The sequence below is a fragment of the Maritimibacter dapengensis genome, from assembly GCF_019218265.1.
GTDB lineage: Bacteria > Pseudomonadota > Alphaproteobacteria > Rhodobacterales > Rhodobacteraceae > Maritimibacter > Maritimibacter dapengensis.
This window is the reverse complement of record NZ_JAHUZE010000003.1, coordinates 344320-364926: the sequence shown is the minus strand read 5'-3', so window position 1 is coordinate 364926 and position 20607 is coordinate 344320. Positions and strand designations below refer to the sequence as shown.

The 20607-nt window shown below is 61.8% G+C and carries 20 protein-coding genes; 7 read left to right on the top strand and 13 right to left on the bottom strand.

All coding sequences use genetic code 11. The annotated features are described in order from the left end of the window. Positions 1-34 precede the first annotated feature (34 nt). Both KJP28_RS13955 and KJP28_RS13950 read right to left on the bottom strand, forming a co-directional pair. The gene (locus KJP28_RS13955) at positions 35-991 is read right to left on the bottom strand and encodes a nickel/cobalt transporter (RefSeq protein ID WP_218393228.1); all 957 of its coding nucleotides are present in this window, start codon (positions 989-991) and stop codon (positions 35-37) included. A gap of 61 nt (positions 992-1052) precedes the next feature. Then, positions 1053-2015, bottom strand: coding sequence for a zinc ABC transporter substrate-binding protein (locus KJP28_RS13950; protein ID WP_218393227.1), 963 nt, complete (start codon positions 2013-2015; stop codon positions 1053-1055). 86 nt (positions 2016-2101) lie between these two features. Here KJP28_RS13950 and KJP28_RS13945 point away from each other — a divergent pair, with 86 nt between their 5' ends. The 3 genes from KJP28_RS13945 to KJP28_RS13935 are packed head-to-tail and all read left to right on the top strand — an operon-like array spanning position 2102 to position 4130. Further along, positions 2102-2593 (top strand): Fur family transcriptional regulator, encoded by a 492-nt coding sequence (locus KJP28_RS13945; protein ID WP_255552396.1) that lies wholly within the window; start codon positions 2102-2104, stop codon positions 2591-2593. Beyond that, a complete protein-coding gene (locus KJP28_RS13940; RefSeq protein ID WP_218393225.1) occupies positions 2590-3315 on the top strand; it encodes an ATP-binding cassette domain-containing protein in 726 nt (241 codons plus the stop codon). The genes KJP28_RS13945 and KJP28_RS13940 overlap by 4 nt, the downstream gene beginning before the upstream one ends. Positions 3316-3332: 17 nt before the next feature. Beyond that, positions 3333-4130, top strand: a complete 798-nt coding sequence (locus KJP28_RS13935; RefSeq protein WP_218393461.1) for a metal ABC transporter permease — start codon at positions 3333-3335, stop codon at positions 4128-4130. A 79-nt stretch (positions 4131-4209) separates the two neighbouring features. Here the strand turns inward: KJP28_RS13935 and KJP28_RS13930 are convergent, their stop codons facing one another. The 5 genes from KJP28_RS13930 to dctP are packed head-to-tail and all read right to left on the bottom strand — an operon-like array spanning position 4210 to position 10721. Continuing rightward, complete coding sequence (locus KJP28_RS13930; RefSeq protein ID WP_218393224.1) at positions 4210-5757, bottom strand: indolepyruvate oxidoreductase subunit beta family protein; 1548 nt, start codon at positions 5755-5757, stop codon at positions 4210-4212. Beyond that, a complete protein-coding gene (locus KJP28_RS13925) occupies positions 5754-7904 on the bottom strand; it encodes a thiamine pyrophosphate-dependent enzyme (RefSeq protein ID WP_218393223.1) in 2151 nt (716 codons plus the stop codon). Before KJP28_RS13925 ends, KJP28_RS13930 begins: the two co-directional genes overlap by 4 nt. Positions 7905-7920: 16 nt before the next feature. Then, positions 7921-9240: a TRAP transporter large permease gene (locus tag KJP28_RS13920; protein WP_218393222.1), complete on the bottom strand. Its 1320-nt coding sequence runs from the start codon at positions 9238-9240 to the stop codon at positions 7921-7923. Between the two features lie 2 nt (positions 9241-9242). Next, positions 9243-9740 carry a TRAP transporter small permease gene (locus KJP28_RS13915; protein WP_218393221.1) on the bottom strand — a complete coding sequence of 166 codons (498 nt, stop codon included), beginning with the start codon at positions 9738-9740 and terminating at the stop codon, positions 9243-9245. A 3-nt stretch (positions 9741-9743) separates the two neighbouring features. Next, positions 9744-10721, bottom strand: a complete 978-nt coding sequence (gene dctP / locus KJP28_RS13910) for a TRAP transporter substrate-binding protein DctP (RefSeq protein WP_218393220.1) — start codon at positions 10719-10721, stop codon at positions 9744-9746. A 190-nt stretch (positions 10722-10911) separates the two neighbouring features. On the opposite strand from dctP, the gene KJP28_RS13905 reads away from it, so the two are divergent. The 4 genes from KJP28_RS13905 to KJP28_RS13890 all read left to right on the top strand — a co-directional run bounded on the left by KJP28_RS13905 (position 10912) and on the right by KJP28_RS13890 (position 15270). Continuing rightward, positions 10912-11823 carry a LysR family transcriptional regulator gene (locus KJP28_RS13905; RefSeq protein WP_218393219.1) on the top strand — a complete coding sequence of 304 codons (912 nt, stop codon included), beginning with the start codon at positions 10912-10914 and terminating at the stop codon, positions 11821-11823. A gap of 111 nt (positions 11824-11934) precedes the next feature. Next, positions 11935-13386, top strand: coding sequence for an aminomethyl transferase family protein (locus tag KJP28_RS13900; protein WP_218393218.1), 1452 nt, complete (start codon positions 11935-11937; stop codon positions 13384-13386). Between the two features lie 55 nt (positions 13387-13441). Continuing rightward, on the top strand, positions 13442-14857 hold the full coding sequence (locus KJP28_RS13895) for a phenylacetate--CoA ligase family protein (protein WP_218393217.1): 1416 nt from the start codon (positions 13442-13444) through the stop codon (positions 14855-14857). Continuing rightward, positions 14854-15270, top strand: coding sequence for an acyl-CoA thioesterase (locus tag KJP28_RS13890; RefSeq protein ID WP_218393216.1), 417 nt, complete (start codon positions 14854-14856; stop codon positions 15268-15270). Before KJP28_RS13895 ends, KJP28_RS13890 begins: the two co-directional genes overlap by 4 nt. Before the next feature lie 9 nt (positions 15271-15279). Here the strand turns inward: KJP28_RS13890 and KJP28_RS13885 are convergent, their stop codons facing one another. The 6 genes from KJP28_RS13885 to KJP28_RS13860 all read right to left on the bottom strand — a co-directional run bounded on the left by KJP28_RS13885 (position 15280) and on the right by KJP28_RS13860 (position 20384). Continuing rightward, positions 15280-15855 (bottom strand): MarR family winged helix-turn-helix transcriptional regulator, encoded by a 576-nt coding sequence (locus tag KJP28_RS13885; protein ID WP_255552395.1) that lies wholly within the window; start codon positions 15853-15855, stop codon positions 15280-15282. Between the two features lie 18 nt (positions 15856-15873). Further along, positions 15874-16587 carry an ABC transporter ATP-binding protein gene (locus KJP28_RS13880; RefSeq protein ID WP_218393215.1) on the bottom strand — a complete coding sequence of 238 codons (714 nt, stop codon included), beginning with the start codon at positions 16585-16587 and terminating at the stop codon, positions 15874-15876. Further along, the gene (locus tag KJP28_RS13875) at positions 16580-17332 is read right to left on the bottom strand and encodes an ABC transporter ATP-binding protein (protein WP_218393214.1); all 753 of its coding nucleotides are present in this window, start codon (positions 17330-17332) and stop codon (positions 16580-16582) included. The genes KJP28_RS13880 and KJP28_RS13875 overlap by 8 nt, the downstream gene beginning before the upstream one ends. Next, a complete protein-coding gene (locus KJP28_RS13870; RefSeq protein ID WP_218393213.1) occupies positions 17329-18282 on the bottom strand; it encodes a branched-chain amino acid ABC transporter permease in 954 nt (317 codons plus the stop codon). Before KJP28_RS13870 ends, KJP28_RS13875 begins: the two co-directional genes overlap by 4 nt. Further along, positions 18279-19142: a branched-chain amino acid ABC transporter permease gene (locus KJP28_RS13865; protein WP_218393212.1), complete on the bottom strand. Its 864-nt coding sequence runs from the start codon at positions 19140-19142 to the stop codon at positions 18279-18281. The genes KJP28_RS13870 and KJP28_RS13865 overlap by 4 nt, the downstream gene beginning before the upstream one ends. Before the next feature lie 72 nt (positions 19143-19214). Next, positions 19215-20384, bottom strand: coding sequence for an ABC transporter substrate-binding protein (locus KJP28_RS13860; RefSeq protein WP_218393211.1), 1170 nt, complete (start codon positions 20382-20384; stop codon positions 19215-19217). Positions 20385-20607 lie beyond the last annotated feature (223 nt).

Here is a 20607-nt window from a genome sequence, read left to right as displayed (position 1 = left end):
CATATGCCGCTGCGCGCCGGCCGCATTCCGCGCGTCAGATGTAGAGAACGAGCATGCCCACCGATGCGGCGACGACGATCAGACCGGCGGTGAGCTGCGCGACGGGCGACACGAGGGGTGAGATGCGGGCGCTCGTGCCGACCACAGACAGGAGTGAATGGGCACCAAACCCGGAACCAGCGACGATCAGGTTGAAGCTGGCGGTCCCCAAACCCATTGCGAATGTCGCGAGGATGGCGGCGGGCAAAAGCCCGAGGCTCCAGGCGATGACCAGGAGGAACAAGGCACCGGTGCAGGGGCGTATCGCGATGCTTCCGACGAGCGCCGCCATTTCGCGCAGGCTCATCCGGTCGCGAACCTGCTCGAGCGTGGGGCCGTGGGCATGACCGCAACCGCAATCCAAATCGTCGTGGTGATGTCCCTTGTGGCTGTGGTCGTGTTCCGTCGGCGTTGCGGGCATCGACGCGAGGGCATGCCAAAGGCTGCGCGCACCGCGCAGGACGAGGTATGCGCCGATCAGACCGATCGCGCCGTAGCTGGCGGGTGCAAGGATGTCCTCGGTGACGGACACGAGGTAGGAACTGGTGAAGGACAGGAGGCCCGCGCCGATCAGGACGAGGACGATCGCTGTCATGGACTGTGCGAGGCTTGAGATCACTGTCAGTGCTGTCAGCCGACGCAAGGATTCGCGATTGGCGAGGGCCGCGCCGCCGAGAAGGAATTTGCCGTGGCCAGGACCGATTGCGTGAACGAACCCGTAGGCAAAGGTCAGTGAGCACAAAGTTAGAAGTGCCCAGGGGTCTCCGGCCCGGATGGCGCGAAGGCTGTCCGCCATCGCATTCTGAACGTCGCGCTGAACGTCTGAGGCCCAAGCCAATAGGGCAGGCGCATCGAAGAGACGCGTCGCTGTCGCAATGACGACAGCAGCCACGATGACGATCAGAAGGAAACGAGCAAGACGCATGAGGTAAGTGGTATCAAGTAGCTCCAAGGGGCCGCAATGGCGCACGTGCACAAGAGGGAGCGCCGGCCATCCGACGCTCCGGAATGGGTCACTCGAGGCAGCCGGCAAAGGTTGCCGACAGGTTCGCGATCAGCTGAGGGTAAAGGTTCGGGCCGAGTTCCAGCTCGGTGCCGAGCGGATCCATGATGCCGATTTTGGCATCCGCTCCCCTAAACACCGTCTCAACGAGATCCCGGTTGAACTGCGGTTCCGCGAAGGCACAGGTGGCACCGAGTTCCTTGATCTTGTCGTGAACCTCTTCGATTCGTGCGGGGCCGGGATCAGTCGCGTCACCCAGCGTGATCGAGCCTGCCGCCGGGATATCGAAACGGTTCTCGAAATACTGGTAGGCGTCGTGAAAAACGATGAAGTTGGTATCCCGAAAAGGCTCTAACTCACCCGAAATCCGGTCAATTAACGCGGAAAGCTCTGCGCGGCCTGCTTCGGCATTGGCTCGGTAGGTGTCGGCATTGCCCGGGTCGTGCTCGGACAGCTCCGCGGCGATGACCGACAGCCAGACGCGGGCGTTCTCGGGATCGAGCCACGCGTGGGGGTCGGAACCACTGTGGTCATGGTCGTCGTGACCTTCTTCGGCATGATCGTCATGATGATCGTCATGGCCCTCTTCGTCGTGGTCTTGGCTGTGTTTTTCGAACGTCGCGCCTTCGCGGAAAGGAAGTTCGATTGCGCCGTCGACTTCGGCAAGCTCGACCTTCTGCGCATTGGCTGCGAGAGCTTCCAGCGGGCCTTCGAGCCAGGGTTCCAGCCCTTCGCCGATCCAGAACACCACGTCTGCCTTATCCAGCGAAGCGGCTTCGGAAGGCCTCAGAGAGTAGCCGTGCGGTGATGCTCCAGGCTGGACAAGCAAAACCGGCGAACCTACGCCATCCATCACTTTCGCCACGAGCGAGTGCACAGGGGGAATGTCGGCGACGACAACAGGAACGTCTGCATTGGCCGCGGTGTTGAGGCCGAGGACCGACACAGTCCCGAGAATGAGGCTTCTTGTCATGGGATGCTCCATGTTAGATTATAACATTCTGGACAGATAGATGATATATTATTACGTTGCAACCCGAAGAAGTGGAGATGCAAGACATGACGATTCCTGCTGTGGGTTTCACGGATCATGATCACACCACCTGTGTCGCCGAAACGCTGGCGGATGCCGAACAGCATTGCGCGGAACACGAACTCAGGTTCACGGAGATACGCAGGCGGGTTCTGGAAATACTGCTGGACGATCACAAGGCTCTCGGTGCCTATGAAATCCTTGACCGGTTGAAGAACGAGGGGCGGGCGGCACAGCCCCCGGTTGCCTATCGTGCGCTCGATTTTCTCGTGACCCACGGATTCGCGCACAAGATCGAGCGGCTGAACGCCTATATTGCCTGTGCCGATCCGCGCCATGCACATTCTCCCGCTTTCATGATCTGTCGGGTCTGTGGGTCGGTCGCGGAAGCCGTCGCGGCACCGTCCAGGGGTTTGCTTGGTGCCGCCGCGCGTGATGCGGGCTTTCAGATCGAACAGACCGTGGTCGAGGCTTTCGGCGTCTGCCCGGCCTGCGCCGAGGCGGAGCGCGCGCAATGAACCTGTTCCAGATGAAAGGCGTGGGCATCAGTTTCGGCGGAAACCGGATTCTGGGTCACGTGACGCTTTCGATGGAACCGGGCGAGATCGTGACAGTCGTCGGTCCGAACGGGTCCGGGAAATCCACGCTTCTGCGCATTCTCGTCGGTGCGCTGCCCGTCGATGAGGGCGAGGTGATCCGCAAGCAGGGATTGCGGATCGGCTACGTGCCGCAGCGGCTTCAACTCGACCCGACGCTGCCGATGACGGTGTCCCGGATGATGCGTCTGAGGCGCAAGGTGAGTCGGGCGGATGTTTCCGATGCACTGGAGCAAGCAGGTATTCCGACGCTGGCAAACCGCCAGATGTCCGAGCTTTCGGGCGGACAGTTCCAACGGGTGATGCTGGCCCGTGCGTTGCTCGGTCGTCCCGAGCTTCTGATCCTCGACGAGGCGACGGCGGGGCTCGATCAACCTGGAACCGCGTCGTTTTATCGCCAGATCGAACAGGTTCGGCAGGACATGGGCTGCGGCGTTCTCATGGTGAGCCACGATCTTCATGTCGTGATGAGCGCGAGCGACCGGGTGATATGCCTCAACGGCCATATCTGCTGCGAGGGCGAGCCCAGTCACGTGGCCAGTGCGCCCGAATACCGTGCGCTATTCGGCGAAGGCACGAAAGGCGCGCTCGCGCTCTATGCCCATCATCACGATCATAACCACACACACGAGGCTGCCGAGTGAGCTTTCTGGACGATTTCATGATCCGCGCGATCCTTGCGGGCGTCGGTGTCGCCCTGGCCGCGGCACCGCTGGGCTGTTTCGTCGTCTGGCGGCGCATGGCCTATTTCGGGGACGCTACGGCTCATGCCGCGATCCTGGGTGTCGCGCTGTCGCTCACCTTCTCGGTGTCGATTTTCGCCGGTGTGCTGGTCGTGTCTCTCGCCATGGCGCTCACCGTTTCATCTTTGACCGGGCGGGGCTTCGCGATGGACACGATGCTGGGCGTGCTCGCCCATTCCGCTCTCGCTTTCGGGCTGGTGGCGGCATCGTTCTTGTCGGGTATCCGCATCGATCTCATGGCTTATCTTTTCGGGGACATCCTTGCCGTCATGCCCGATGACCTTGCGGTGATCTGGGGTGGTGCGGCGATCGTCGTGGGACTCGTGGTGTGGCGCTGGTCCGCGCTCCTGACCGGAACTCTGAACCCCGACCTTGCCTACGCCGAAGGTGTCGACCCGAAACGCGAGCAACTGGTGCTGACCATCGCGCTCGCCATCGTCGTCGCGGTGGCGATCAAGGTGGTCGGCGCGCTTCTTATCACGGCGATGTTGATCATCCCTGCAGCAACCGCGCGATCCTTCAGCCGCACCCCCGAGGTCATGGCGATTCTGGCCGCTGCGATCGGTGCGGGGTCCGTTTTCGGCGGCATTCGGGCGTCTTACCATTTCGATACGCCGACCGGTCCAACCATAGTCTGCATCACCGCAATTCTTTTCGTGCTATCGGTCTCGCTTTCTCGCCTCGGGCGAAATTCGACTGCCCGGAACGATGCCTGACCGGCCCTGCATGGGGGTCTCGCCGCTCTAGGCGAAGAGAAAAACGACCTGTCGTTTGCTCCGTCGTGTCCTGCGACGCTCAACCGGCGTCGAGAAAACTGTCCACGGTTTTAAGCGCATCGCGCAGAGGTTGGTCTGAAGGGTCCGACAGGGCTGCGGTGCGGAGCCGGCGCAGCCATTCGGCGGCGTCCGCACGACCCTCGAGCTTGCGCGCGCCCTGCATGGCCAGATCGAACTTGGATAGTCCCCGAGCATGGGTGTCAGAATAGCCCTTGATCAATCGCCGACAGGCGAGGACCTCGACCGCCAAATCATAGTCGCGTGGCAGCAGGTGGCGGGCATAGGAGAGCCACGCCTCGCGGTGTTCCCGCTCCTGTGCGTCCCGTAGCGTGAAGCGCCGGATAGGCTTCAACCCGCCAAGCATATAGAGCGCGACAAATGCAACGATCCCGTCGCTGCGATAGCGCCGCCCCTTGTTCACCCGCCGGTCGATCCACGCGAAGAGCTTTGGCGACGCTTCGACCTTGCGGCCTAGTGCAGCAGGGAACATCCCGACCACTTCCTCGGCGCGGGGGTGCATGTATTCGGTCGTGCGTAGAAGGGCAGTGTCACTCGGATCCGCATGGTCGCGCACACGGGCGAACCGCGCCGCGCGGGTCTTGAGGTCCGCGACGCGGATCAGGTCGTCGTAACACAGTGCGTTCGCAAGATACTTGGCAAACGTGGTGGAATAGAGCCACATATGATCCGCATCATCGCCCGCTACGGCCTCTTCGACGGTGGTCAGGTAGTCGCCTGCAAGTCGTTCGTCCTGAAACTCGGCCACTTTGCGCAGTCCGGCCTTGGCCATTTCGGCAACCGGCCCAGGAAGAGCCTCGACGCGCGTCAGAAGCCGCTGCCATTCGGCGCGTTTTTTCTCGGGTCCACGCACTTCCGCGCGTTTGGCCACAGGCGCGTTCGCGGCCTCGTCTACACCGGTTTGCGCCGCCTCCCGCGCCTTGTGAAAGGCATCGAGCGACGCCGCGACCCCGCGCCCTGACGCTTCGATCACGGACACGTAGCTCTCAACCGGAAAGGGCAGTGCTCCAGAACCGGCAAGCGCGCCGAAAAGGCTGGCCGAGACATGGCTTTTCGACCGTTTGGCAAAGTCGTGCATGTCAAAGGCAACCGTACGTTTCGCGGACGCGCGGGTCAGCTCGAGCACACGTTCTCTGTCGGCCCGACCGTCACCCGGGATAAGCTTTTCAGAGGTGGCATAGACCCTATGGGTCGAGGTGATGACCGTGGTACGGCCGGCCGAGACGAACCCGCGCTCGACCGCGCGCCCCGCTTCCATCATCTCGGACGCCACGACCACATCCACGTCTCCCGGCGCGGGCATCAGGGCCAGCACCGGGGTGGTTTCGGTCGCGGGCATCATCTCGACATAGTAAATCGTGGAACCGGTCCGTTGGGCCAGACCCGGCACGGACGTGGATTGCGCGTAGTATCCGTTGGCTTCGGCCAAGGCGACGATCCAGTTGGTCAGCACACCCCCGCCTTGTCCGCCGACGGCATGAACCGAGAGTTTCAACAACCCCTCGGCGTGGGTAAAGCTGCCTACGGGCAGGATGAATTGATCGTTCATGCCGCGACCTCCTCGAACATCAGCCGCTTGGCGGCGCGGCGGTTCTGCAGCCAAACGATGATCCGGCGTGTCATGCGGTCGCGCGCGGCTTCCCACCGGCCCGGATTCTCGATGACGTCGGCTTGATAGAACGATGGGCACAGCACGGCGGCATCCGCCACCTCGCCACAATTGCCGCAGCCCACGCAGCTTTCGTCAATCGACGCGACCGGATCATCGCGCAGTGGATCGTCCAGTTCCTTGAGTGTCAGAGACGGACAGCCCGATAGCCGCATACAGGCGTGGTCGCCGGTGCAGACATCTTCATCCACCCCGAATTTCGGGCGCAGGACCCGTCGCCCCTCGGCAATCGCCCTTGCCTTTTCGGGCCGCTCACGGCGCTGACGGTTGAGCATGCATTCGGACGAGGCGATGATGACCTTGGGGCCTTCGGCATCGGTGGTCAGCGCCTCGCGCAATGTGTCGCGCACCTTGGCGACGTCATAGGTACGGTCAATGGTGCGAACCCAGTTGACGCCGATTCCGCGCACGGCCCCTTCAATGGAATTGCCGGTCTGTTTGGTCGGGTTCTTCGAGCGGGACGAGGGAATGTCCTGCCCCCCTGTCGCCGCGGCATAGTAATTGTCGACGATGACGATCACGTTGTCGGACTTGTTGAACACGGCGTTGCCCACGGACGAAGCAAGCCCGTTGTGCCAAAACCCCCCGTCGCCCATCACCGAGATCGCCCTGCGTTCGCCGCCGCCATCGAAGGCGGCATTGGAGGCAGGGCCGAGACCGAACCCCATCGTGGTGCCGCCAAGATCGAAGGGCGGCAGGACGGAGAACAGATGACAGCCGATGTCGCAGGCGATCTGGTGCGGGCCGATTTCCTCGTCGATCAGCTTCATCCCTGCGAAAATCGGACGCTCGGGGCACCCCGTGCAGAACCCCGGCGGGCGGGCGGGCACCGCGTCGGCAATCTCCGGCACTTCGGTTTCGCTCCGGTTCGGCGCACGAAGCGCGGGCGAGAGCATGTCGGGCGCATGATCGGCGAGGAACCCGCGCAGACCCTCCAACATCACAGGCGCCTGATACTCCCCGGCCATTGGCAGGTAGCCTTTGCCATAGGCGCGTGTTGGCAGGTCGCTTCGATGCAGCATCCCGCCGAGCGCCTGTTCGATGTAATTGGGCTGGCCTTCCTCGACCACCAGCACCGCGTCCTTGCCTTCGCAGAACCGCAGAAACTCCGGCTCGGCCAAGGGATAGGTCACGTTGAGGCAGTAGATTTCCACGTCCGAATTGCCATAGGCATCGGCCAGTTCCAGACGCTCCAACGCGCGGTTCAGGGTGTTATAGAGACCGCCCTGCACCACCACGCCGATCTTGGCGTTTTTTGGTCCCATGCGCTCGTTCAGCCCGTTGTCCATGATGTGCTCGATCGCACGTGGCCAGCGGCTTTCGACTTTTTCATGTTCATGCGCATAGGCGAACGGGGGCAGGGCCAGGCGGCTGGGATCGCGGCGCGGGGCCGACAGTGCCTCGCGCACGGACAAGGGCGGGCGTTGGTTGTCCCGGGCCTCGAACGTGCCGTGGACGTGACAGGCGCGGATGCGGAGTTCCAGTATGACGGGGGTATTGGTGGCCTCCGACAGTTCGAAACCGTCGCGCACCGCCTTGGTCATGGACACCAGATTTGGGCGCGGATCCAGAAGCCAGACCTGCGACTTCATTGCGAAGGCATGGCTGCGTTCCTGCATGATGGCCGAGCCTTCGCCGTAATCCTCGCCCACGATCAACATCGCCCCACCGGTGACCCCGCCCGACGCCAGGTTGGCCAGGGCATCCGAGGCCACGTTCACCCCGACTGGCCCCTTGAACGCCACGGCGCCGCGGATCGGGTAGTGCACGCTGGCGGCGAGCATCGCGGTCGCGGCGGCTTCGGATGCGTTGGCCTCGAACCGAACGTCAAGCTCGCCAAGAATGTCCTGCGCATCCGCCAGCACATCCATCAGGTGTGAAATCGGCGCACCCTGATAGCCGCCCACATATCCCACACCGCACTCCAAGAGCGCCTTGGTGATGCCGAGAATCCCCTCACCGCGAAAGGTCTCGCCTTCCCCGATCCACAGGTCCTGGACTTCTTTTGCGAAGGAACGTTCAGCCATATCAGTCTCTAATTCGTCAGTTTGCGAGGAGCAGCTTGGGTAGCCACAGCGCGATCTCGGGCCAGATCACGATCAGCACCAGGACCGCCATTTGAATGCCGAGGAACGGAAGCGTTGCCATGGTTATGGTGCCGAAGGATATCTCTTTCGGTGCCACGCCTTTCATCACGAAAAGCAGGAGCCCGAAGGGTGGCGTGATGAGCGCGATCTCGAGGCTCAGAAGATACACCAGCCCCAGCCAGATGAGATCGACCCCGACCGAATTTGCCAGCGGCAGAAAGAACGGCAGCGTAATCATCATCATGGACACCTGGTCGATGAAGCAGCCCAGAAGCAGCAGGACGACCAGCACCAGAAGGATGACTTCGAGCGGCGTGAGTTCGAATGCGGTTATGACCGACAGCAGGCCAGACGCCGCGCCGGAAAAGGCGAGGATCTGCGAGAAGGTAATCGACCCAACGATAATGAACAGGATCATTGCCGAGATCTTGGCGGTCTCCATCATCGTCTTGCCGATCACGCCAATGCTCAGACGGCGATAGGCGAGGCCGGCGATCACCGTCGCGGCCACACCGATGGCGGCGCTTTCGGTTGGTGTGGCGATTCCCGCCAGTAGGCTCCCGACCACGGCCACAAAAATCAGAAACAGCGGCAACACGTCGCGCAGGAACGGCCAGGCGCGTTGGAAGAAGCCACCCCCGTCCGGCGCCACGTCCTCCTTCACGTCGTCGCCGGCCAGGGCACGGATCAGGATGTATCCGACAAAGAGCACCGCCATGATGAGCGCTGGGACAATCCCCGCCACCAACAACGCGGCGATCGAGATCTTGGCGAGCGACCCCAGAAGCACCGCCAAGGCAGACGGCGGAATGAGGATGGCGATCCCGCCGACCGCCACCATCGGGCCGATGGCCAGCCGCGGGGCATAGCCGGACTTCAACATCTGCGGCAAGAGTGAGCTTCCCAGCATCGCCGTGTTCGCCATAGACGACCCCGACAGAGCGGCAAAAAGCGTACCCGCCACGACCGAGACAATCGGCATCCGTCCGGGCACCTTTCGGATCAGCCGCTCGACCGCATGGATCGCGGCCCCTGCCATGCCGGAATGGAGCATGAGTTCGCCCATGAGAATGAACATGGGTATGGGCGCGAGCGAGTAGTTCTGAAGCGATTGCACGCCGTTGCGCACCACCTGCCCCAACCCCATCGTGCCGCCGAGAAACAGGTAGGCTCCGACAACATTCACACCGAGGAACACGAAGGCGACCGGAAGCCCGATGACCATCAGGAACACGACCAGCCCGACGAGAAGCGAAAGCGCCCAATACCATTCCATGGTCAAATCCCCACGGTTTCGCGCCTGTCTCGCACGCCCAGCGTGCGCAGCGCGAATTCGACGGTCAGGGTGACGAAGGCGAAGGGTGCGACGGTCAGCACCCACCATTCGGGAATGACGAAACTGCGGATCATCAGGCTCCCGCGTGTGGCCGAGCCTGTAACCTCCTGCCATGCGTAGACAGCAAGAACCGCGCAGATGAGGGTGCCGAGCAGATTGGCGATACGGTTCAATGCCGCGCCCATCCGCATGGGCAGCATTGTCACAGCCACATCCACGCGCACGTGGGCGCCGAGCGACAGGAGCCACGGCGCAATCAGAAATGCCGACCCCATCAGCGCAAGTTCGACGAAATCGACCTGCCAGTAAAACAGCTTCGATCCGATCTGACGGGCGATCACATCCCCCACCGTGGTCACCACGGTGAGGGCAATGAGCGCCGCGCCAATCATGGCCGCACCTTTCAGCACGGCATCGAAGATACGCAGAAACACCGCCACGGTTTAGCTGGCGCTCTCAGGAGCAAGAAGCTCTTTCAGCTTTGCGGCGTTGTCGGGTGCGAGCTCTTCGATTTCCGCCCAGCCTGCGTCAGACGCGCGGCGCAGAAACTCGTCCCGCTCCTCGCCTGTCAATTCCAGGGCCTCGATCCCGGCTTCGGCCTGTCTGGCAAGGTCCTCCACGGACAGGTCCGCCATCTCCTGCCCCTGACCTTCGATCCAGACGGCAGCTTCGTTCAGACAGGATTGCGCGGCTTCGGACAGGCCGTTCCACTTGTCCAGGTTCACCAGCACGTTGCCGTCCGACAGGTAAAAGCCAGGTTCGACCCGGTATTTCAGATGCTCTTGAAGTCCGAAATCGAAGATGCCCAGGCTCGTCCAGCCAAGCCCCTGAACGACACCGCGTTCGACCGCAGTGTACATCTCCGACGGAGGAGTCTGGACGAGTTGCGCGCCGAGCGTATCGAAGAAGGCGCGGTAGACGGGGGCGATCCGCAGGCTCTTGCCGGAGAGGTCGAGCGGATCGGCCTCCTCGGTCAGATACAGGTAGAACGGCACGTCCTCGTGAGTCCGTGCGAGATAGACCGCGTTCATCCGTTCCTGGTGGATCTGGTTCAACAGCTCGTGGCCACCGTTCTCGCGCTGTTCGGCGACGGTGTTGGTGGACAGCTTGATCGCGGCGGCTTCGGGTACGATCGAGGCGTAGAACGACTGCGAACTGTATCCCACATCCACGACACCGCGCCGCACGGCTTCGCCCAGTTCGAAGGTGGGCACCGCTTCGGGACCCCCGACGAAATCGAGCTGAACGCTATCGGTGCAGGTTTCGTTCACGTGGTCCACAAATCCTGTCAGCGGGATGTTTTGTGGTGTGTTTTGCGGAAAGGCGGTGACGACGCGCAGCGTGGCAACCTCTGCGGTTGCCGTCTGACTGGCGACGACCAGAACGGCTCCGGCCAGAGCCGGTGCAAGTTTGTTGAACATGGTTTTCCTCCCAATGGTGGGACTCATGATTTTTCGTTCTGACGGCAACTCCTCCTAAGTCGCCGGCAAGACCATCAAGCCCCGATCTTTCTCCGGTTTCCTGTTGTTTTTGGCCCGGATGCGCTCAAGTCTTTCCTTGACGGGTTGATTGCGCAACTGCTTATCTCGTTAAAAGCCATGCAATAACGTTATGACTCTCAACAATCGTCACCTTTCGGCCTTCGTCACAGTCGCGCAGGTCCGCTCGCTCGGACGGGCTGCCGAACACCTGCATATCACGCAGCCTGCCCTATCGCGGATCATCCGCAATCTTGAGGAAAACGTGGGAGCGCAGCTGTTCGAACGGCACCCCTTGGGCATGACGCTTACCCCCCATGGTCAGGCGCTTCTGCCGCGCGCCGAGCTGTTGCTCGCGGATTGGGGATCGGCGCTGGAAGAGCTTCGGTCGATCTCGGGCGCGACCACGGGCACGCTCAGGATCGGCTGTGTGGCAGGGGCGGTCGATCCGCTTCTGCGGCGCGCCATGGACGAGATGTTCAAAGCGCATCCCAACATCCATCTCAGGATCACGGACGCCATCGAGGACCGTTTGATCGACGATCTTCTGGCTGGGAAGATCGACCTCGCCATTGCGGGGACGGTGTCGGGGACCAGCCAGTTCGATCTGGAGCAAGAATACATCACAAGCGACTGGTGGCAGGTCTATGTGAACCGCGACCATCCGCTGTGCGATCACGCCCGTCCCACGCTTGCGGACTTGTCGCGTTATCGCTGGGTCATGGTCACCGAGGACAGCATCGCGCATTACAAGCTGCGCGAGGTCTATCACGCCCAATCCGCACCCGCGCCGGAGTTGGCGGTGCAGACCCGTTCACTCACCGTGGCGATCAATGCGCTTCTTGCCGGGCCCCTGGTCACCTTGATGCCGGAATCGCTTCTCACCCATCAGGTGGACCTCGGCCTGATCCGGAAACTCGATGTTCCCGCGCTCGCGTGGAAGCGGGACCTCTACATTTACCGCCGCCGTCGCGGGTCTTTGACCTTTGCAGCGCGGGCGTTTCTCGACCTGTTACGCGCGGTCGGGGCGCAGGCTGGAAAATGACGTGTTGACATTGCAACTCGATCCCGACATTGTCACGGCGTTGACATCGCAACAAGCTTGTGTCGGTCTATCCGGACACGGCCGCGATGCCGGGCCAAGAGGGAGGAAACCATGGCACAAGATGAAAAAGGGCAATCGCTCTCCGATCTTCTCGAAACGATTCCCAACGTCACCGACCACCTGTTCAAGAACGCGCCTAAAGCGGCGCTGACGATCTACAGCCAGATGATGCCGGGCGATGGTGTACGCCCCGAGTTCACGACATGGCGCGATGAGCAATGGGCATGGCGCAACACCATCGCGGTGCATGACCAGAGCTATCACATGAACTCGACCCATGTGCGCGGCCCAGATGCGCTCGCCTTCACGCAGTACCTGTCGGTGAACAGCTTCAAGAATTTCGAAATCGGCGCAGCCAAGCAGCTTGTCTGTTGCTCGCCCGAGGGCTACCTCATCGGCGACGCGATACTCTACCGGATGGGCGAAGACGATTACATGGTGGTCGGCAACCCCGCCACCAACGAATGGGTCGAATACAACGCGCAGGTGCTCGACTTCGATGTAACCACCGAAAGCGACCCGATGTGGACCCTGAACCGGGGCAAACGGCGCGAATTCTACCGCTTCCAGGTCGAAGGCCCGAAAGCATGGGAGCTGCTCGAAGAGCTGAACGGCGGCCCTCTGCCGGAGATCAAGTTCTTCAAATCCGCCGAAATCAAGCTGGGCGACTTCACTGCCCGCGGCATGCGCCATTCGATGGGCGGTATGCCGGGTCTGGAAATTTCCGGGCCTTGGGACGACTACCGCGACGTGAAGCGGCTCATCATGAAAGAGGGCAAGAAATACGGCCTTCGCATGGTCGGCTCCATCGCGTATTTCACGACCGTTATCGAATCCGGCTGGTGGGCGGTTCCGGTGTCCGCCGTTTACACCGGCCAAGGCACCAAGGGCTACCGCGATTGGATGTCGGCGAAGAATGCTTCGATGCGGATGTCGCTCGGCGGCTCGCTTTATTCCGAGAATATCGAGGACTACTACCTCACGCCCTATGACGTGAATTACGGCCATATCATCAAGTTCGACCACGACTTCATCGGTCGCGATGCGCTGGAAGCCATGGCTGACAAGAAACACCGTCGCAAGGTGACGCTGGTGTGGAACGCCGAAGACGTGATGGGCGTGCAGCAGTCGATGCTCGAGGACACGGGCGAGGTGAACCCGTTGCCGATCACCATGCCGCTCTCGGCCATTGCGCGGATGCATTATGACCGTGTCGAGGACAAGGACGGCAACATGATCGGCATGGCTACCTATCCTGGCTACACCACCAACGAACGCGCGATGATGTCCTTGGCGTCCGTCGATCTCGACTTCGCCGAACCCGGGACCGAGGTGGTGCTGGTCTGGGGCGAGGATGGCGGCGGCGACCGTTCGGCCGGCAATATCGAGCCGCACCGTCAGGTGAAAATCCGCGCCACGGTCGCTCCCAGTCCGATATCGAAAGCGGCGCAAAGCTACCGCTCGGATATCGGTATCAAACGCGGCTCGCTCGAAGACGCTTAAGCCACGTTCCCCCGGCGGTGCATTCATCGCCGGGGCTTTTCTAGGGAGGGAAAAGATGACGCATACCAGCGCCCGCGCGGAGGAGACGCGCAAGACGTGGAAAGCGGTGCTCTCGAAATATCACGAAGACCGCTCGAGCCCGCTCACCGCCGATTACTGGTCGGACAAAGACACGTGGTCCCGCGACCGGATCGAAGCGGTTCAGAACGAGAAAATTGCCGCAGTTGCGCCGTTTCTGTACGAAAACAGCGCCTTTTACCGCCGCCGTTTCGACACGCTCGGTGTCGCGCCTACGGATCTGACGGACACCGCGAGCCTTGTCGCCAACTGGCCCATCGTCACCAAGCAGGAGATGATGGAGGACGCGACCGAAAACCCGCCCTTCGGCACCTATACCACCTGCTCGGATGACGACTGGAACGATCGCGGCTGGATGCTTTTCTCCTCATCCGGTTCGACCGGCACGCCGCGGGTGTTCCGCTATACCCATTTCGACCGCACCATGTGGGAACAGGCCAACGCCCGCGCACTCTACTCCGGTGGGCTGCGCCAAGGTGACAGCGCGATACCCATGGTCGGTTTCGGCCCGCATGTGTTCGCCTGGGGCGTGCAATACACCTTGGCCAAGATGGGCCTGCCGGTGGTGCCCGGTGGAGGCGTGGACGGTCACGCCCGCGCCTCGTTCATCGACAGGTTCAAACCTACGGTACTGGTGTGCACCCCGTCCTACGCGCTTTATCTCGGGCGCGTGATGCAGGATATGGGGATGGATCCCGCAAAGACTTCGGTGAAATGGATGGTCACGGGGGGCGAGCCGTTCTCGGGTGTCTCGGGCACGCTCGAACGGTTGCAGGATCTCTGGGCTGCGAAAGCCGTCGAGTTCTACGGTTGCACCGAAGCGTCGCCCCATTGCGGTGGTTACTCCTGCCCGGAATATCAGGAGGGCGATGAACCCTTCATCCACCTGATGGAGGACATCCAGTTCTGGGAAACCGTGGACGCCGACACGCTGGACCCCGTGGCCGCTGGCGAAAAAGGGCTTTCGGTCTGTACCAATCTCAATTCCGAAAGCTCGGCGCAGCTTCGGTTCCTTGTCGGCGATTACACGCGCCTGTCGTATGAGCCCTGTGCCTGTGGTCGGAATCACGTGAAGGGACTCGGCTGCATGACGGGGCGTTCGGACGACCTCATCAACCTGCGGGGGATCAAGTTCTTCCCCGTCCAGATCGAAGAGGCCGTGCGCGCCGTGTCCGGCACCGGAGACGAATTCCAGATCCGCCTCACCACCAAGGACGACGGCTTGGACGTCATGACCGTCCTGGTCGAACACGACAGCGACGTGTCCGATCAGGTGGCCCGCGAAATCCGCTCGCGGTGTGAGGTGCGCTGCGCGGTCGAGACCGTTGCGCCGAACACGCTCCCCAAATCCGAGATGAAGGCGAAACGCGTCTTCGACGAGAGGAACAAATGATGCTGTCCAGCACCCTGACCCGCCGCGTGGAATGGGGCGATTGCGACCCTGCCGGAATCGTCTTCAATCCTCAGTTTTTCCGCTGGTTCGATCATGGCACCGCTATGCTCTACGAAGCCGCAGGTTGGCCGAAGCAAGAGATGCTGGCCCATTTTGGCGCCGCCGGTTGCCCGCTGGTCGATACCCGTGCGGTGTTCAAAGCGCCCTGTCGATACGGCGATGATGTGGAAATCACGACCGCGTTTTCCGAGATCAAGGACCGGAGTTTCGACATCACCCATACACTGACCAAGGATGGCAAGATCTGTGTCGAAGGCACGGAAACCCGCGTCTGGACCGTGAAAGACCCTGAACGCGGGATCAAATCCGCGCCGATTCCGGCCGAGCTCGTGGCCCGTTTCAAAGGCGAGTGAAGGGGCGCGTCAGAGGTTGTCCACGTTCCTACGCATCACGCGGATGACGCGCAGGAAAGCCTCCAGATCGTCGGGGTCCGCTCCGTCGATCAACTGGCGTTCGCGCTCCAACGCGGCGGCAAGAATGGTGTCGTGCATCTCGTATCCCGCTTCACTCAGCGTCCAGATGCGGCGGCGCGGATCGTTTTCCATCGCCTCGAAGGTCACAAGCGCCATGTCGCTCAGTTTCGACAGAGATCGGCTTGTGGCCCCTTTGTCGAGGGACACGACATTGCAGATCCGTGCCGCCGGAATGCCCGGTTCGATGGAGAGCATCGAAATAACGCGCCAATCCACGATCCCGATTCCGTAGTCGCGCAGGTATTGAGCCGAGGCCCCCGACGACAGGGCGTTGTTTACGGAAGACAGGAAGTAGGGGATGTAGGTGTTGATATCCAACACCGTGTGCCCGTCATCCAGCACTTTGGTCGGGCTTGAAATCCGCGCCTCGGGGCATGTCTTGCCCGTGCTGGTCTTGTCGTCCTTCGCCATGTCTTCGGCCCCATAGCCATGTTTCGTGCCGAACTGCGTTGTGACGCGCGGCAAGTCAAGGGTAATGGGCGGCTACGTCGCGCCCATTCCTACGCCCACATGCCGTTCGATCCGCGTCGGATCGCGGCGCAATTCCTCGGTGTTCGCGTCCTCGACGATCTCGCCTGCGTCCAGAATGACCACCCGCTCGGCGAATTCCAGCGCCAGCTCGGTGTGTTGTTCGACCAGAAGCACCGTGTGTTTCCCGTCCGCCGCAATCCGCTCGAACGTTTCCATCAGCATGTCGCAGATCACCGGAGCCAGCCCTTCGAGTGGTTCGTCCAGCATCAAGAGCGAAGGGCGCCCCAGAAGCGTGCGCGCAATGGCGAGCATCTGTTGCTCGCCGCCGGAAAGCTGCCCGCCCCCGTTGGTGCGCCGATCCGCGAGCCTGGGAAACAGTTCGTACGCCTCTTCGAGCCGCGCATCCTCGCGTAGCCCTGCAATCAGGTTTTCCTCGACCGAAAGGCTCGGGAAGATATCGCGCGTCTGGGGCACCAGCCCGAGGCCGGCCGAGACCCGTCTGTGAGCGGCCAGTCCGCTCACGTCCTGTCCGTTCGTGCAGATGGTTCCGGAATGCAGCCGCGTCAGCCCCATGACGGTCGCCAGAAGCGTGGTCTTGCCCACCCCGTTACGTCCGATTATGGCCAAGCGCTCGCCCTGCGCCACGGTCAGGTCGAGGCCATGCAACACGGTCGTGTCACCGTACCCAGCCACTACACCTTTCAGGTTGAGAACCGGCTCAGTCATGATGGCGCGCCCCCAGGTAGAGGTCTCGGACCCGTTCGTCGGCGGCAATCTCATTCGGTGCGCCTTGGGTCAGGATACGCCCGTTCACCAGAACGATGATGGATCGCGCGACGCGGAAAACGAGCTTCATGTCGTGTTCGATGATGAGCACGGCCAGATCATCGGGCAGCCGCTCGATCGCGTCGGTGATCAGATGGCTGTCCGATGACGGCACACCGGCGGCAGGTTCGTCGAGTATAAGAACACGGGGTTTCAGCATCAGCGTCATCGCCATTTCCACCAGCCGTTGCTGACCATAGGCCAGATCAGACACCCGTTTGTCGCCGAGCGCCTCCAGCCGGAAGGCGGCAAGTTGCGCGTCAATTTCGCGTTCAACCTCGGCCCAGCTGTCGGCTCGTTTGAACCATGCCCGCGCTCGTCCGTCCCGCTCCTGCGCGGCAAGGCGCAGGTTGTCACGCACCGTCAGGTCGCGGAACAGCGTGGTGATCTGAAAGGTCTTGGCGATCCCCGCCTTGACACGATCCGCCTCGCCCAGTGGGCGGATGTCCTGCCCATCGAGCGTGATCTCTCCCGCGTTCGGCGTCAGTTTGCCAGTGATAAGGCTGGAGAACGTCGTCTTCCCCGCCCCGTTGGGACCGATCAGCGCGACCCGAGCACCCGGCGCGAGGTCGACATTGATGTCATCGGCGACGATGATCCCGCCAAAGGATTTTTGCAGCCCCCGGACCTGCAACCCCGCGCTCATCGCTGCCTCCCAAGCCGCAAGAGCGCCTGTGGCAGTCGGATCATCCCGCCCGGAAGGAAGAACACGACGCCCAGCACCATGAACCCGATGAAGAAGAGCCAGTTGTATGGGTCCGCGCTCGCCGCGACATGGTGCACGGTCATGAACAGAACGACGCCCACGATCGCCCCCCAGAGCCGTCCGGTCCCGCCAAGGATCAGCATGATCAGAGCTTCGGCGGAGAGGGTGAAGGAATAGACCTCGAGGCTCACGAGTTGTGTCACTTGAGCTGCCAGTGCGCCCGCGATGCCTGCGATGCCCCCGCCCAGAGTATAGGCCAACACCTGACGCCGATAGACAGGCGCACCGATGGCCAGCATTCGCTCAGGGCTTTCGTGTATTCCCCTCAGCGACAGGCCCAAAGGCGCCGCTGCCAGTCGCTTGAGCGCGAGGAAGACGATGAACACGACGATCGCGACATACCAATAAGCGGTGATCCCGATGAAATCGAACTCGAACAATCCCAGCACCGGCTCCATGCGAATACCACGCAGACCGTCCGCACCGCCGGTCACGTCCCGTGCCTTGTTGGCGACCTCCTGACAAATCTGCGCAACCGCGATGGTCAGCATGATGAGCGTCAAACCCTTGGTCCGAAGCAGCACAAGCCCCGACAGGAATGCCAATGCCGCCCCGGCGACCATGCCGATCAAAAGTCCGGGCAGGGGCGCCGCTGTCACATGAACGGCAAAGAGCCCTGCAGCATATGCGCCGGTCCCGTAGAGCGCCGCCTGTCCCAGCGTGGCGATGCCAGCAAACCCCAACACCAGATCAATGGACAGCACGAACAGCACCATGATCAGAATGCGGGTCACGAAGGCGAGGTTGTACGGAAATGCGAAGAACGCGATCACCAGGAGCGCGATCAGCAGCGCCTCGACAGCAAAGGGAATACGCATGAGCCGCGTCATGCCAACCTCCCCCATAGCCCTTTGGGCCGAAGCGCCAGAAACAGGATGATGCAGGCGAAGTAGAAAATCGTGCCGAACTCGGGCACCAGATAACGCGACGCGGTCTCGATCAATCCGAGCCCGAGCGCGGCCAGGAAACTCCTGCCGATGGACCCCATGCCACCGACCGCCACGACGACGAGAAACAGCACCATGTATCGCAGCGGGTAGTAGGCCTCGATGGGTAACATCTCGGCTCCCAGAATTCCGCCAAGCGCGGCAAGCCCGGCACCCAGACAGAAGGTTGCGGTGTAGATCAGACCGGTGTTGATCCCGATGGCCCCTGCCGTCGCTCGGTTATCGACAGCAGCCCGCAGCTTGATCCCGAAGCGCGTGCGTTCGATCAACAGCCACAGGCCAACGATCACCACTGCCCCCACGCCGATCACGATGACCCGATGCAAGGGCAACGTGCGGAAGCCAAGATCAACGGATTGCGCCAGCACCGTGGGCAGCGGCAACGCGAGCAACGACGAACCCTGAAGCCGGTTCACGGTCGCGATCATCAGGAAGGTCAGCCCTATGGTCGCCAGCACCTGCTGCAAATCTCCAAACCCGTAAATCCGTCGGTAGATCAACCGCTCCAGTGGCCAGGCGAGCGCCACGGTCGCCACGATCCCGAGCAAGGCCGCCGGCACATATCCGATGCCCGCCTCGCTCATCAGCACGTGCGCCACGACACCGCCGACCATGGCGAACCCGCCGTGAGCAAGGTTGATGACCCGCATCAGGCCCATCGTCACCGACAGACCGACCGAAATCATGAACAGGATCATGCCGTAGGCGACCCCGTCGATCAGAATATTGAGAAAGAGAGACATGCCGCCCCTTCAGTCCTGCCTGCACGCGCGTCGGGCACGCGGGATATCATTCCCCCGCGTGCCCTGCGTTTGTTACTTGCCCCAGCCGAGATCGCCCACGGTGGCGATCACGCCCTTCTCGCGGTTGACCAGAAGCCCGCTTTCTTCGTCGCGTTCCACTTCGCGGATATATACGTTCTGCACGACGGTCCGCGTTTCCGGGTCCATGACCAGCGGGCCACGCGGGCTTTCCCACTCCAGTCCCTTGGCGGCCTCAATCGCGGCCGGTCCATCGGTGCCGGCAGCTTCAACCATTTCGTAGATCAGGTGCGTGCCGTCATAGGCTCCGATGGTCGCCCAATTGGTTACGCTATCCGGGTGCATCTCGGTGTTCTTCGCAATGAACGCGCGGTTCAGGTCGCTGTCGTGGTCGGCGGAATAATGATAGGCCGTGGTCAACCCGATTGCCGCATCCCCGAACGCCTGAAGGTTCGATTCCTCGGTCTCAGCCGTGCCCAGGAACATGATTCCCTCGTCGCGCAGACCGTTTTCGTTGTAGGTCTTTGTGAAGCCGAAGGTCGGAGGCCCACCGGGCAGGAACGTGAACAGAGCGTCAGGCGCCTGATCGCGGATCGACTGGATGAAGGGGGTGAAGTCCGTGGTGCTCATCGGCATACGGATCGAATCCTTGATCTCGCCGCCAGCCTCCTGGAATGCAGCGACGAATGCGTTCTCGGCGTCGATTCCGGGGCCATAGTCACTGACCGCAGTCACCACCGACCGAATCCCCTGGTCATAGGCCCATTCCGCCATTGGCATCGACACCTGCCACAGCGTGTAGGAGGTGCGCAGGTAGTAGTCCGACTGCGCGTTGATCGCGCTGGTCGCGGCGTTGAAGATCACGAGCGGTGTCTCGGATTGATCGAGCAGCGGCGCAACCGCCATCGCATTCGGCGTGAATACGTAACCCGCCAGATAGTCGACCCGATCCTTGATGAGCAGTTCTTGTGTCAGACTGCGCGCCTGATCCGGGTTCGGCCCGCCCGAATCCTTGTAGATGAATTCGATTTCATGCTCGCCTGCGGTTGTGCCATGCTCGGCCTGGTAGACCTGAATGGCTTCCTGGAATTGTTTGCCGTAGAGCGCGAAGGGGCCGGAAAAGGGCGCGACCACGCCCACTTTGATGGTATCTGCCTGGGCACCAAGGCTGGTTCCAAGCAAAAGCATAGCGGCGGCCGAAAGGCCGGAAATAGTACGTTTCATGATGTCCTCCCTGCGCCGGAACTCTGGCTCCGGCTTGAGAAACAGGATTCCCGCGCTGAGTTGCAATGTCAACAACTAATTGACATCGCAACACGCGCAGCGCACGGCAGATATCTGACACGAACCCGGTTGGGCAAACGGATGCAAGCGGTCGCAGGAAGCTGCTCTGCGCGCTCATTCAAAAGAGCGGCAAACGAAAGGCGACGAATTGATTGAGCGAACC